The sequence below is a fragment of the Paenibacillus sp. RC73 genome, from assembly GCF_044908085.1.
Lineage (GTDB): Bacteria > Bacillota > Bacilli > Paenibacillales > Paenibacillaceae > Paenibacillus > Paenibacillus terrae_A.
On sequence record NZ_JBIYCV010000003.1, the window covers coordinates 489,655 to 502,159 of the forward strand.

At 48.5% G+C, this 12,505-nt stretch carries 12 protein-coding genes and 1 pseudogene; 5 read left to right on the plus strand and 8 right to left on the minus strand.

Going from position 1 to position 12,505, the window contains the following annotated elements:
• Window positions 1-18 precede the first annotated feature (18 nt).
• The gene (locus ABH897_RS09100) at window positions 19-1,485 is read right to left on the minus strand and encodes a phospholipase D family protein (protein ID WP_283653605.1); all 1,467 of its coding nucleotides are present in this window, start codon (window positions 1,483-1,485) and stop codon (window positions 19-21) included.
• A gap of 232 nt (window positions 1,486-1,717) precedes the next feature.
• Between ABH897_RS09100 and ABH897_RS09105 the strand changes: the two genes are divergently transcribed.
• Genes ABH897_RS09105 through ABH897_RS09115 form a run of 3 tightly spaced genes read left to right on the plus strand, consistent with a single transcriptional unit; the run spans window position 1,718 to window position 3,431 of the window.
• The gene (locus ABH897_RS09105; protein WP_283653604.1) at window positions 1,718-2,143 is read left to right on the plus strand and encodes a DMT family transporter; all 426 of its coding nucleotides are present in this window, start codon (window positions 1,718-1,720) and stop codon (window positions 2,141-2,143) included.
• A 57-nt stretch (window positions 2,144-2,200) separates the two neighbouring features.
• Entirely contained in the window at window positions 2,201-2,902 is a 702-nt protein-coding gene (locus ABH897_RS09110) for a Crp/Fnr family transcriptional regulator (RefSeq protein ID WP_283653603.1), read from the plus strand.
• Window positions 2,903-2,939: 37 nt separating this feature from the next.
• A complete protein-coding gene (locus tag ABH897_RS09115; RefSeq protein ID WP_283653602.1) occupies window positions 2,940-3,431 on the plus strand; it encodes a DMT family transporter in 492 nt (163 codons plus the stop codon).
• Between the two features lie 381 nt (window positions 3,432-3,812).
• Here the strand turns inward: ABH897_RS09115 and ABH897_RS09120 are convergent, their stop codons facing one another.
• The 6 genes from ABH897_RS09120 to ABH897_RS09145 all read right to left on the minus strand — a co-directional run bounded on the left by ABH897_RS09120 (window position 3,813) and on the right by ABH897_RS09145 (window position 8,899).
• On the minus strand, window positions 3,813-4,781 hold the full coding sequence (locus ABH897_RS09120; protein WP_404591658.1) for a bile acid:sodium symporter family protein: 969 nt from the start codon (window positions 4,779-4,781) through the stop codon (window positions 3,813-3,815).
• Window positions 4,782-4,868: 87 nt separating this feature from the next.
• Window positions 4,869-5,402 (minus strand): OsmC family protein, encoded by a 534-nt coding sequence (locus ABH897_RS09125; RefSeq protein ID WP_404580909.1) that lies wholly within the window; start codon window positions 5,400-5,402, stop codon window positions 4,869-4,871.
• 58 nt (window positions 5,403-5,460) lie between these two features.
• Window positions 5,461-6,213, minus strand: a complete 753-nt coding sequence (locus ABH897_RS09130) for an amino acid ABC transporter ATP-binding protein (RefSeq protein WP_283653599.1) — start codon at window positions 6,211-6,213, stop codon at window positions 5,461-5,463.
• Entirely contained in the window at window positions 6,197-6,928 is a 732-nt protein-coding gene (locus ABH897_RS09135) for an amino acid ABC transporter permease (protein WP_283653598.1), read from the minus strand. Before ABH897_RS09135 ends, ABH897_RS09130 begins: the two co-directional genes overlap by 17 nt.
• A 31-nt stretch (window positions 6,929-6,959) precedes the next feature.
• Window positions 6,960-7,847 carry a transporter substrate-binding domain-containing protein gene (locus ABH897_RS09140; RefSeq protein ID WP_283653597.1) on the minus strand — a complete coding sequence of 296 codons (888 nt, stop codon included), beginning with the start codon at window positions 7,845-7,847 and terminating at the stop codon, window positions 6,960-6,962.
• Window positions 7,848-7,990: 143 nt separating this feature from the next.
• Entirely contained in the window at window positions 7,991-8,899 is a 909-nt protein-coding gene (locus ABH897_RS09145; RefSeq protein ID WP_283653596.1) for a dihydrodipicolinate synthase family protein, read from the minus strand.
• 170 nt (window positions 8,900-9,069) lie between these two features.
• Between ABH897_RS09145 and ABH897_RS09150 the strand changes: the two genes are divergently transcribed.
• Window positions 9,070-10,278, plus strand: a complete 1,209-nt coding sequence (locus tag ABH897_RS09150; RefSeq protein WP_404519418.1) for a helix-turn-helix domain-containing protein — start codon at window positions 9,070-9,072, stop codon at window positions 10,276-10,278.
• A gap of 130 nt (window positions 10,279-10,408) precedes the next feature.
• On the opposite strand, the pseudogene ABH897_RS09155 reads toward ABH897_RS09150, so the two are convergent.
• Window positions 10,409-11,631 (minus strand): annotated as a pseudogene (locus tag ABH897_RS09155) (MFS transporter).
• Window positions 11,632-11,836: 205 nt separating this feature from the next.
• On the opposite strand from ABH897_RS09155, the gene ABH897_RS09160 reads away from it, so the two are divergent.
• Window positions 11,837-12,454 carry a sugar O-acetyltransferase gene (locus tag ABH897_RS09160; RefSeq protein ID WP_283653593.1) on the plus strand — a complete coding sequence of 206 codons (618 nt, stop codon included), beginning with the start codon at window positions 11,837-11,839 and terminating at the stop codon, window positions 12,452-12,454.
• Window positions 12,455-12,505 lie beyond the last annotated feature (51 nt).

Genomic DNA, 12,505 nt, shown 5'->3' on the forward strand with positions numbered 1-12,505 from the left:
AACAGTGCCATCCCAATTTTAAAATGTGGTAAAGCCCAACATATCTTGTAAACGATATAGTATATCTTTCCAAAATGTAGAATTATCCTCGTAAGCTTCCAGATCCAGACTGTATTTAGCTCCCCGGTTATTCCACAATGTATCAAAATAGGCCGCAATCTGTCGGGTCAGCTTACTGTCCGCTGGAGCGGCCACCCGCAATTCATTCTCCAGATTCAGATCGTCCAGATTACGTGGTGTCAAATTCGTGGAGCCGCCCAAAATGATGTGATCTCCCTGTCCCTTGGCAATATAAATTAGCTTGGTATGGTATTGCTCATGGGTCGTATTATACCAGCGGATTTGGATTTTTCCGCCCGATTTATCGGACAGTTCTTTGGCAACCGGACGATTGGGGATACCGATTTTTTCCTGTCCAAACGCGTTTTGATTCGGGTCCAGCAACAATTGGATGTTCACACCGCGTGCAGAGGCATCCAGAAGGCTGTTCAACACTTTACGGTCTGCCAAATAAAACATGCCCATATGAATGCTATCGCCTTTCTTTGTTTGCCCGATGGCATCCAGAACCGATGTGTATACCTTGCCTTCGGTTAGATATTGGATCCGGTATCTGTCTTTTCCCGATTGAGCAGAGGCTTCTGCTTGTGGCGTATAGGCAGGAAGCTGCCCTCCGCCAGAGAAGTCCAGCACCGCCTGCTCGGTTTGTAAAATGTCCCCGATGATGGGTCCCTTCACCTCCAGCGCAACATTGGAGTGATATGCACTCGCATCGTGAACGTTGCCTGTGGAAATGAGCGCTGTCTGCTCGCTGGCAACCAATTTACGATGATTGGCCTTGACGTTCAACAGCTTGAGATAGGAGCGTGCCGTAACGTCAGGTCCGTCACTGGCCATCAGGTTGGGAATCCAGCCCGTGCCCTGCTGTCCGAACCATTGGAAAAAGGTACGCCACACGGCAGAATAGATCGGCGTGGAATCCCGCAGCGGGTCCACATCAGTCTGAACGACCTGAATTCCCGCTCGCTTCATATTCTCCAGCAAATGATTGGGAGATGAATTGTAATTGGTATTGACTTCATCCGTAATGAAAAAGATAGGCATATCGGGACGAGCCTTCTTTTTGGCAATCAGACGCTCGGTCATCTGTGCGCTGACTTGGGGAAAGCGCTGGCCCTTATGTTTATAATCGTTGAACAGAAACAGATCGATGACGATAAATTGTTTGGCTTCATCAATGATCCCAAACATACGGTTTAAAATTTGCCCTTCATGCTGTGCGGTACTTCCATCCCTGGAGGGATAGGTCAAATCCGTCCAGAAGTTCACCTCGTTGGTTGAATACTCCTGACTTTCATAGGAGACGAAGGGGGGCAATGGCTTATGGGTCTGATAGATCATGACGGCAATCAGCCACAGGATGAGTAACAGGATAATGATTTTAATAGTACGGCTTTTTCGATGCAGCCAATTATGTTTAGCCATATGGCGTTCAACTCCTCAATTGAATGCTGCATTCCATTTTATCGTGCCGGAACCTGCAGTTTATGATGGGATACTGTCTAGTTATTAACGCAAGTGTACAGGATTGAAGCGTAATGATCGGAAGGAAAGGTATGGATGGTTGGAGTTGTTTCAGGACATATGTCCTTTATGGTGAGACTAACCTATACTTTAATAAATAGAAAAGTCACTTAGATAGGGAGAATAACGATTCATGAGAGGAATTTTGTTTGCTTTTTTGGGAGGCGCTTGTATTACGCTGCAAGGGGTAGCGAATACACGGATTAGTCAGGATATCGGTACATGGCAGGCGGCTACGGTTACTCAACTGACGGGTGTTATTTTGGCGGCATTGGTCTGGATGTTTACACGAGATGGCAGCTTGGCAGAGATGAAGCAGGTGAAGCCCATGTATCTCTTAGGTGGCGCTTTTGCAGCTATCATCATATTTAGTGAAGTCACCGCTATTCAGCATATTGGGGTTACGTTCACGATCTCGGCGCTGTTGATTGCCCAGTTGTGCCTGACCTTCCTGGTTGATATAAACGGATGGTTCGGTGTAGTGAAGCAGAAGATGAAGCTCCCGCAATTTATAGGCATTGGCATGATGATTGCGGGTGTGATCATTTTGAAGCTCTAAATAGAACTTTATTCGGAGAAGGAACCCAGAACGTAGAAAACGAAGGTGAGCCCAAGCATGAAAGAAATTCAGGATCAAGAGCAACTGAAGCATTTTTTACAATTGCATCAGTTAGAATCGATACTACATGAGCCACTGCGGCCTCATTTGTCGCTGCATCGTTTGGAACAAGGGGAAAAGCTGTGCTCCCAAGGGGATTCCATTGAACATCTGTACATATTGGTACAGGGCAAGGTCAAGATTTATACCAGTTCAACGGAAGGTAAAACACTGGTTCTTTGCTTTAAAACACCGATTGAGATCATAGGAGATGTTGAATATATTCGCAGCAGCAACGTGATCAACACGGTGGAGGCTGTGTCTCCTATATATGTAATCGGTATTCACCACCAGTGGATGAATAAATATGGCAGAGACTACGCTCCAATGCTGCAATTTTTGCTGGATATCGTTACCCGGAAGTTTTGCATGGATTCCGACTTCTCCAGCTTTAACTTAATGTATCCTGTGGAAGTCAGGCTGGCCAGTTACCTGCTATCCGTTTCTTTTGACGAAGGTGATGCTTCTTTTCATGAGGAACTGCGGGCATCCAGTCTCGTAGATGTGGCGAATTTAATCGGAACTAGCTATAGGCATCTCAACCGTGTGATTCGCAAGATGAGCGCAGATGGATTGGTGGAACGAGCACGGGGCTATATTGTAATTCGTGACAGAGAAGGTTTGGGCCAACTGGCAGGCCATAATATTTATGAAGCATAATCATTCGTAAAAGAATTAGCGGGGGAGAGTTGAAATTATGCTATCAGGAATTGTACTGGCGGTTATCGCAGGAGCCTTTGTTAGCCTGCAAACGATATTCAATAATAAGGTGAACGAACGGACAGGTTCATGGGCTACAACCACACTTGTGCTGGGAACGGGGTTTCTGGCCTCCTTGCTCGGCAGTCTTATTTTTGCAGGGAAAAATACATTTACACTACAGCATATGCAGCCGTGGTACTGGTTCAGTGGAATGATTGGTGTTGGCGTGGTGTTCTGTCTGGTACAAGGAGTGAAGCTGCTTGGTCCGACTTATGCGATCTCTATCGTATTAACGGCACAATTGGGCACTGCTTTGCTGTGGGATTCGTTAGGATGGCTGGGACTGGAAAAGATTCCGTTCACCTTCACCAAGCTGATCGGCGTGCTGGTCATTATCGGAGGCATTTTGATATTCAAGTTCGGCAACGGACGTACGAAGGACCAGCAAGAAAGCATTTCACATGTACCTGATTCGATGAAGGGATAACGGATGTTAATATGACCTGACCTTTATCTTGACATCATGAAGCTTATCAAACAGGGAATTGAAGTCTGCTAAAAGGCCAGCCGCATCCGTAGCTGTGTTATTAGGTTGTGCTATTGCAGGCGATGCATTAATGGGTGTTCCCTGCTCTGTTGTTGTGCGAGTTTTGGGATATAAAAAGTCGCCTAGGGTACGACTTCAATGGATGAAAAAATGGAGAAACGTTGGAGATAGAGGGGCGCATCATCCGGGCGACGTTCTGCTGGGTGTAAAAATGCTATCGTTAAGACTATTTCCAAGTATACGAGCCCGTTCTCCATATTGATGCGGAGAACGGGCTCGTTTGCTGCTTCGGGCTACCCTTTGCGGAAGGCCCCTTAATTATCAGGCCGCGGAAGCCGTCCCGCGGCGCTCACGGATGCGGGAACGTCGGCCGAGCAGAAAGCCGACCAGGGAGGCCAGCATCTGCTGGAACACCATGCCGAGCACGACCGGCAGTGCGACCGGAGCAGGGAAATAGGAGACGGCCAGGACGGCCCCTGCGCTGATATTGCGCATGCCGCCGTTGAAGATGAGCGCTACCTGATCCGCTTCGTTCCAGCCCAGCAGCCTGGAGGAGCAGTAGCTCAGCATATATCCAGTGGAAGCCAGTGCAACAATGACGGCGGCAAGACCGGCGAGCCTCAGGTTGAGATGGGTCAGGTAAGGTGCGACAACTGACCCGTTAATGGCTACCACTGTAGCCATCATCAGCTTGGAGAGCGGGTTCAGCCGCGGGCTCCAGTGCGGGGCGACGGTGCCTTTGGTCCATTCGTTGAGGATCATGCCCAGCAGCGAGGGGACGACGATCATCCAGAACAGGCTGCCCATCATGGCCGCCGCGTCCAGCTTCACGCTCGCTCCGATCAAGAGCGAGAGGACACCGGGAACAGCGAAAGGAGCCAGTATCGTGTCGATAAGAATGATCGACAGGGTTAAGGCGATGTTGCCTTTATAAATGCTGACCCAGACAAAGCTGCTGACTCCGGTCGGAATGGCCGCGGCCAGAATCAGTCCGGTAATCGTATAGGCATCCCCGGGAAAAGCTAAATGGCCGAAGGCCATAGCAACGACCGGCATGGCCAGATGCAGAATGAACAGGCAGATAATGAGCGGAGCGGGTTTCTTGAGCACATTCAGGAAATCTCTGAACCCGAGACTGATACTTCCCGCAAAGGTCATGAAGGCAAACAGCCATGGCGACAGATAAGTAAAGGATGACAGGCTGCTGCCGCAAAACACGCCTACGATGATGCTGATCGGAGTGATCAGGGGCATCAACCGGTTCAGCCGCACATTCAAAGAGTGAAGCATGGGCAAATAACTTCCTTTGCAATTATAGGATACTGCTATATATCCCGATCAGTTGGATAACGCTGCAGCTTTTTTCGAAAAATCCGTTTACACCTGCTCGGGGGCGGTAAGGAACAGCTCGCCTTCTATGGTCTGCGGGTTCAGCAGCAGATTCAGTATTGGGCAGGCCTCCTCCACGGCCTTATGCAGCGCGTCAATGGTTTCCTGTGACTCGGAGGATGTAATATGCAGCTTGTAGCGGATATTGTGCGGGAAAATCGGAATATGCTCGTATCCGGGGCTGCCCGCCAGCGGGTGCTGCTGGCCGCTCACCTCAACCTCCAGCGCGTCAAGGCTGACTCCCCTCTGTGAAGCCTGGATCAGCGTAATATGCGTCAGGCAGCTTCCCAACACGCCAAGCTGAAGCTCCGGAGAGCTTGGGCCCAGGCTGTAGCCGGCGTAATCCTCTGGGCTGTCGCTGATGACCTGGAAATCACGGATGCGGATTTCACGCACGCCGCTGCGCCCCTTGGCCTTTACCTTGGCGCTGAAGCGGTTGTATTCCGGCTGTTGCTCGGCCTTTTCTCTGAGAAGCAGACCCGCTTCCCGTTTCTGCTGCAAGTACTCTTTTAATGTACTCATTGCTTTAGCCTCCCTTGGGTAGTTGAATGCCGCAACCTATAGCTGCAGCAGTTGCTCGTCAAATAGAGTAATTAGAGCCGATATTGACCTTGGACAAAAATTGTCTGGTTCTCTCCTGGCGGGGACTCAGGTAAATATCCTGTGGGGTCCCTTGTTCCACAATCTGCCCATTGTCCATGAAGATGACCTTGTCGGCAATTTCATAGACAAAATTCATCTCGTGCGAGACGATAATCATCGTTCTGCCCTCGCGGGCGGCGGTTCGGATCACCTCCAGTACGTCGTTTACCATTTCCGGGTCCAGGGCCGAGGTCGGTTCATCCAGCAAAATGACCTTGGGGTTCAACGCCAGCGCCCTGGCAATCGCTACCCTCTGCTGCTGTCCGCCGGAAAGATGCCGGGGATAATAGCTTTTTCTGTTGCTCAGACCGACCTTGTCCAAATAATGATCAGCGATTTTCCGCGCTTCGGCTTTGCTTTTTTTCTGCACTTCCGTAAGCCCCAGCATGACATTTGCCAGCGCCGTTTTATGCTTGAACAGATTGAACTGCTGGAACACCATTGTTGTATGCTGCCTTAAATAAAGAATGTCATTTTTTTTCGCTTGTCTGGCATCGATTACCCTGCCGTCTAATTCGATAATGCCGTCTTCCGGCTTCTCCAGGTAATTGATGCAGCGCAAAATGGTTGATTTGCCCGAACCGGACGGGCCGATAATGGCCACGACCTGCCCTTCCCCGACATCCAGATCAATGCCTTTGAGAACCTGGTGTTTATGAAATTGCTTATGAAGGCTACGAACTCGTATCATTGAAGTCAACCTGTCTTTCGTTTGCTCTTAGTTTGTTCTCGGCGACCCGGATCAGCCGTGCGGCAACGATGGTAATAATCCAATAGATGATAGCCAGCGCGACATAGGATTCAAAGAAGCGATAGTTTTTTGAGGCCAGCAGCCGGGCTCCGGCAGTCAGCTCCACCACGGCGCAGGTAAACGCCAGCGAAGTGTTTTTAATCATGCCGATAAAGGCATTGCCGAGTGAAGGAAGGGCAACGATCAAAGCCTCGGGCAGCACAATTTTGAAAAAGGTCTGGCTTGCGGTCATTCCGATGGACATGGCGGCTTCGGTCTGGCCCTTGTCCACGGCTTCCAGGCCGGCGCGGATCGTCTCCGAACAGTAGGCGCCCTCATTAAGCGCAAACGCGACGACGACAAACACTATCGGGTTGATCCCGTTCACGCTGTACTCCACCCCCTGGGCATGGCTCCAGTATTGCAGCAGCAGCGGTATGCCGAAGTAGGCAATGTACAGTTGTATGATCAGCGGGGTGCCCCGCATGAAGGAAACATACAAGCCGGACAGGGGGTAGAGCACAGGCACCTTGTTTATTTTGACCAGAGCCACGACGAATCCGATCAGCCAACTGAAAACAACGGATAACAGCACGATTTCGAATGTGATTGGAATGTACTTGATGAGTTGCGGAATCATATCCATAACCACACCAAAATCAAATAGATTTGGCATAAAATAGACCCCTTTCGTACTGCCTGATCAGTTATTCGGCCGTGCCCTTACTGATATCCGTATCAAAATATTGAACGGCCAGCCTGGAAAGCGTTCCGTCCGCTCTTAATGTGGCCAGTGCGCCGTCCACCGCAGTGCGGATTTCCGCTCCTTTGTCCGTTTTTGGGAAAATAAAATATACGCCGGGATCGCTGATCCGTTTGGCCTGCTCCAGCGGGAGCGTCACTTTGTCCAGATTTTTGAATCCGAACTCGTCCACGATTTCTTTGTATGAGGACAAGCCGTGCAGCTTGAAATCAAGCTCATTGTTTTCAATTTTCTGATAGACCTGGACATCCTCCAGATCGGCATAGGTAATTTGGATCGGATTGTCGGGATGCTCTTTATTGAACGCTTCGATGAAGTTGTCGTTCGCGCTGCCATCGGTGGTGACTATGGCTCTTTTTCCGCCGAGATCATCTAGGCTTTTCAGCGTGTCCTCATTCTTCCGTTTCACAATAACTGTGCTGGCATAGCCGTAAGGCTCCGAGCTGAAAAGATATTTTTCTTCCCGCTCCGGCTTTTTGGAAATACTGTTGGCTCCGATCTGGTAACGCCCCGCATCAATTCCAGAAAAAATTCCGTCGAACTTCACCCGCTCAAACTTGATTTCGTATTGTGGCAGCAACTCGTCCACCGCTTTCAACAGGGCGATGTCGTAGCCATCCAGCTCATCTTGGTCATTTGAGAAGGTAAAAGGCTTTGTCGTTCCGCCTGTGCCTACCAGCAAAGTGGTCACCGTTTCCGGCTGTGTCGCCGCTTCCCTGCCTGCTTTCGCATTCGTGCTCTGAGCCGTTGTGTTTTGACCGCATGCTGTCAACAGCACCAACAATAACAGGCCTGCCATTTTTACCGTGTGCATAGATGTGTTCAACTTCATTGCGAAAGCTCCTCTCTAAAAACATATAATTCACATCGTTTTTGTCTGCTTTTACGTTATTTTAGCCAGATCACTTTTTTCAGTCAAAGCTTTTGCTTGGAAAAAGTGTTTCGTTTTGAAACAATTTGAAGCGGTGAGGCTTATCAATATTGATCGATATTTTCTTTGATAGTTAAGGCCAGTTGAAGCAATTCCCGGTTGTAGGCTTCGTTGACGGCATCGTAATAAGCGGTTTCGCGGGTAAGATGGGTTGTGAACACGCCGGTGGCCTGCAAATACCGTTTGTGAAAAGCGCGGTTGATCGTGCCGTCCTGGCGCGTGTAGGCAATAATCGGAAGTGCCGCATAAAATAACCGCTTGGCGCTTTCCCGGTTGCCTGCCGCATAACGTTGATAGATTCCGTTGAAAATTTCAAACAACCCCGACGGCATCACGACCTGCACGCCCCTGTCCAGCAGCTCGATGAGCTGCTCGTTCCCTTTTCCGCTGGAAATATTGATCGCCCCGTCCGTTGCCTGCAGTAGCCTGGAGTATTTCGGATTGTTGTTCTTCACCTCCACCTTCACCCCGACCACGCTGGCAAATTCATGAAAGCAACGGAGCAGCAGCTCATCCTTTAATCCGTCGCCTTGGCCGTCCACATCCTGGAGGATCAGGAAAGGGGGCCGCGCCTTGTCAATCTCCTGAATATCCTGCCAATATTGGCTGTCCGTCGTGTAATCCAGCATGATATTGGCGCCATCTGCTCCATATTTCAGGAAGTCGTCCAGCAGTCCAAGTCGCTCTTTGCCTGTCGGCGCATTGATGCTGGCGATGATCAAGGCTTTGCCTTTGCTGACCTCGGCGGTGGCTTTCACGATTTCGCGCCGCTCGTCCAGCGTCAAATGCGCGATTTCACTGGCAAGACAGGGAACCAGGAAACCGGACGAACCGGCATCGAGCGCAGCCTGGATTTGCTTTTGCAATGAGGGATAATCAATTTTCAAATCAGCGGTGAACGGGGTGAGCACAGTGGTGACGATTCCGTGTAGTGAAAAGGATGGATTTGACATCGGGTTACCTCCATAACAGATCAAATTTTGTAGGTTCAGCATTTTTCAAAATGCTTGGTTGTATGATTGTATACTTTATATTAGTATTCCTATATGTTCAATGCGATTTAAAAGGTGAAATGATTCAATTTGAAACAATTGCAAAAATGATCGAAAAAGGAGGACAACATGTGAGAAAGAAGCATCTAAATGCGAATGCCTCCACAAAACACAGTCTGGTTGTGGTGTACGGGGATGACGGAAGTGTATTCCATTCCACCTTGCAGGACAATATCCGCGCTGAAGCGGATGCGGAGTTGCGCAGCAGGTTGCCCTTGCTGCGGCACAGGCAAGACGTGCAGTTCAGAAAAAAAATAAGCAGAAGCATCTGGGAAATCAAAGGAATACGGATGAATATTCAGGGGATCAGCATGAATCTGTTCCTCTTCGAGAAGCTTGGACCCGGTGGGGAGCACAATGATTATGCCATCCGGTTCGAGGACGAGCAGGACTGGGACAGGGATCATATCTGGTTTGACCAAAGCGCAGCCATTGAGGAAATCATCGCCCAAATTCATAAATACGGCCAGAGCATGAGCCCCGTGATCATTATCGGCGAGGTCGGCACCGGCAAAAATATAGTTGCCAACGAGCTCTATAAAACCTGCTTTCTGAATAAAGATCATTTCATCAGGCAAAAGCCGCTGATGATTATCGACTGCATTCTAATGACAAGTAAAAAATGGAAGTGGATACTGGAGCACAGCAACTCGCCGTTTATGGAGATCGGACACATCATTTATATTAAAAATGTGGAGGTACTGTCAGTTTCTTTTATCAAGCAAATGCATGAGTATTTTAAAGACGGGGCCGTCTATTCGCACAACAAAATTATCTTTTCCTATTCCTGCCGCAACTCGGATGATGAACCGGATGAAATATGCCGGCTGTTCGCCAACAACCTGGGCTGTCTAAAATTGCAGCTGCCCACGCTGCGCAGCCGAAAAGAAAGTATTCCGAACTTGATCCGTCTGTGCCGCCATGAGATGAATGAAACCCCGGAGAAGGCACGGATTGATTTTGAAGCGGAGGCGGTGGAGCTGATGCGGGATTTTTATTGGGAGGATAACCTGGAGCAGTTAAAAAGGGTGGTCGAGGAACTGGCCCTGAATGCAATGGGAAGCTGCATTACCAAAGCAGAGGTGGCGGCGACTTTAAAAAAAGAATCGCAGCGCCCGCAGCGCTCCATCTCCAGCATCAATATGAACCAGACACTCGATGATATCATGAAGGATATCATTTTGCTGGTTTTGCAGGAGGAAAACATGAATCAGTCTAAGGCGGCCAAACGGCTCGGAATCGGGCGTAGTACTATGTGGAGGAAGCTGAACGGGAACTGACGGGCAGGGGAAAACTATTAATATTTCAATTTATAAATATACAAAATGGAATGAAAAGCTCCCTGGACTTTCTCTCAAGCTGAAAGCCTTGATATTCAAGGCTTTTTTTGTCTTTTATTAAGATATGAGGCTATGTTAAATCGTTATTAGGACACTTTAAATGAGTTTCTTTGGAATCTATTGGCTTGGCAGCGTTTGATAGAAGGCCGGCAATGATAACACCAATAAGTACCGCGATCATGGCGTGTAAGAGACCGAAAGACTCCCCCAGAAACCCTAATGCGGGAGGGCCTACTAAAAAGGCAATGTATCCGGTGGTCGCCACTGCACCCACTCTGGCGGCTGCCCCTTGGGGTTCATCTCCCGCAGCAGATAATCCTACGGGAAAGCCAAGCGAGGCTCCAAGACCCCATAGCAGCACACCGAATGCGGCTACCCCATAATGCGGTCCCCAAATCACAAGAACAATGCCGACAGCTGCCATGAGCGCACTTCCTTTTAAAACAGGCACCCTTCCGTACTTATCCAATACGAATCCGCCAGTAAAACGCCCAATCGTCATCGCTGCGACAAATAAACCATAAATGTAAGAGCCGGTTAAAGAATCCACTCCGTACCCGTCTATCATGGTTAAAGGCAGCCAATCATTCGCTGATCCTTCCGCAAAGGCCATACCCAGTACGATAATACCAATGAGCAGAACCCGTCGTTCCTTCCAAACAGCAAGCTGCTGCGATAAGACGGATCTGGCTTGAGGAGAATGCTCCAAAGCTTCTTTACCTGTATGGGAGGGCAGGAATCGATACAAATAAATAGATGTGGTGGCAATAAGAACAGCCAGAGTGGTATAAGCACAGGGACGTGGGCTGCGGCAGCTCCTGAGCCGATGGCTGCGCCTATAAGTGTACCAGCGCTGAACGATCCGTGGAAAGCAGGCAGCAGGGTTTTGCTTAAACGGTTTTCAACAGCGGACCCTTCCACATTCAAAGCGACTTCTGCCGACCCGTAGCCGCATCCGAAAATAGCAAGTCCGACGAATACCATACCCGTTAATGAAAAGACAGTCCCTACACCTATAATTATAAAACCTATTAAAAACAACAGCGAGCTGCCGAGGATAACCAGTCGCGCACCTGTACGTGCAATGATGTGGCCTGTACTCAGTAGTCCCAGTATAGAGCCTGCCGCCATTCCGAAAATAATAACTCCCATCTCCGCAGTTGAAGCACCCAGTGTATCCCGGACTGTAGGTGTTCGGGAGACCCAAGATGCAAAAGCCACACCTGGAAGAGCAAATAATAAGAATAGCATATTGCGAACGAACTTTGGATCTTTGGAAAGCTGTGCTGTCATACAAAGAACTCCTTACCGCCGCTTATCTAAAAGCCGCAAAGAATAGACAAAGCTTTAAGTGGACATGTCGTTTTATATATCCTTCCATGCTTTTGACAATACTTATTAAAAGCATGATAATAAACTGTACTATAATTTAGTATCAGGCATTTGTCCAACTTCATGGAGTGAAATGAAAACCTTTTAAACAGGAAGGAAAGTGTACATGGCAACGAATAAAGAAAATATGTTAGAAGGCAAACTATATATGGCTGGCGGAAAAGAATTGGCAAAGGATAGCAAGAAATCGAGAATGCTTACCCGTTTGTTCAATTACAGTACGGAAGAGCAACAGGAGTACCGGGTAGAGCTACTTAAACAACTGTTCGAGTCTACAGGTCAGGAGATATATATCGAACCCCCATTTCGCTGTGACTATGGCTGTCACATTACAGTGGGCAATCAGTTCTATGCCAATTATGACTGCATCATTATTGACGTAGCGAAAGTAACAATAGGGGATCATGTTTTTTTCGGCCCCAGGGTAGGCGTATATACGGCTGGGCATCCGATAGATTCAGATGTGCGCAACACCTTGCTGGAATTTGGTAAACCGATAACGATTGGAAACAGTGTATGGATTGGCGCAAATACCGTAATCACTCCAGGAGTGAATATTGGAAATAATGTAGTTATTGGGGCTGGATCTATCGTTACCAAAGACATTCCTGATAATGTGGTTGCCGTAGGAAATCCATGTAAAGTGCTAAGGGAAATTACAGATGGAGACAGACGGTACTGGGAAAAGCAAAAAAATGATTATTACGAAGACATTGAGGACTAAGGCACAAACAAAACTCACCTGAACGGTTTATATAAGCAAAGGAAAGGCTCG

Bases quoted from the DNA above. Each gene is read 5' to 3' on its own strand.
- ABH897_RS09145 (WP_283653596.1), bottom strand. From the start codon at position 8,899: ATGTCAAATCCATCCTTTTCACTACACGGAATCGTCACCACTGTGCTC.
- ABH897_RS09160 (WP_283653593.1), top strand. From the start codon at position 11,837: ATGGCAACGAATAAAGAAAATATGTTAGAAGGCAAACTATATATGGCT.
- ABH897_RS09120 (WP_404591658.1), bottom strand. From the start codon at position 4,781: ATGCTTCACTCTTTGAATGTGCGGCTGAACCGGTTGATGCCCCTGATC.
- ABH897_RS09130 (WP_283653599.1), bottom strand. From the start codon at position 6,213: ATGATACGAGTTCGTAGCCTTCATAAGCAATTTCATAAACACCAGGTT.
- ABH897_RS09110 (WP_283653603.1), top strand. From the start codon at position 2,201: ATGAAAGAAATTCAGGATCAAGAGCAACTGAAGCATTTTTTACAATTG.
- ABH897_RS09105 (WP_283653604.1), top strand. From the start codon at position 1,718: ATGAGAGGAATTTTGTTTGCTTTTTTGGGAGGCGCTTGTATTACGCTG.
- ABH897_RS09100 (WP_283653605.1), bottom strand. From the start codon at position 1,485: ATGGCTAAACATAATTGGCTGCATCGAAAAAGCCGTACTATTAAAATC.
- ABH897_RS09115 (WP_283653602.1), top strand. From the start codon at position 2,940: ATGCTATCAGGAATTGTACTGGCGGTTATCGCAGGAGCCTTTGTTAGC.
- ABH897_RS09140 (WP_283653597.1), bottom strand. From the start codon at position 7,847: ATGAAGTTGAACACATCTATGCACACGGTAAAAATGGCAGGCCTGTTA.
- ABH897_RS09125 (WP_404580909.1), bottom strand. From the start codon at position 5,402: ATGAGTACATTAAAAGAGTACTTGCAGCAGAAACGGGAAGCGGGTCTG.
- ABH897_RS09135 (WP_283653598.1), bottom strand. From the start codon at position 6,928: ATGCCAAATCTATTTGATTTTGGTGTGGTTATGGATATGATTCCGCAA.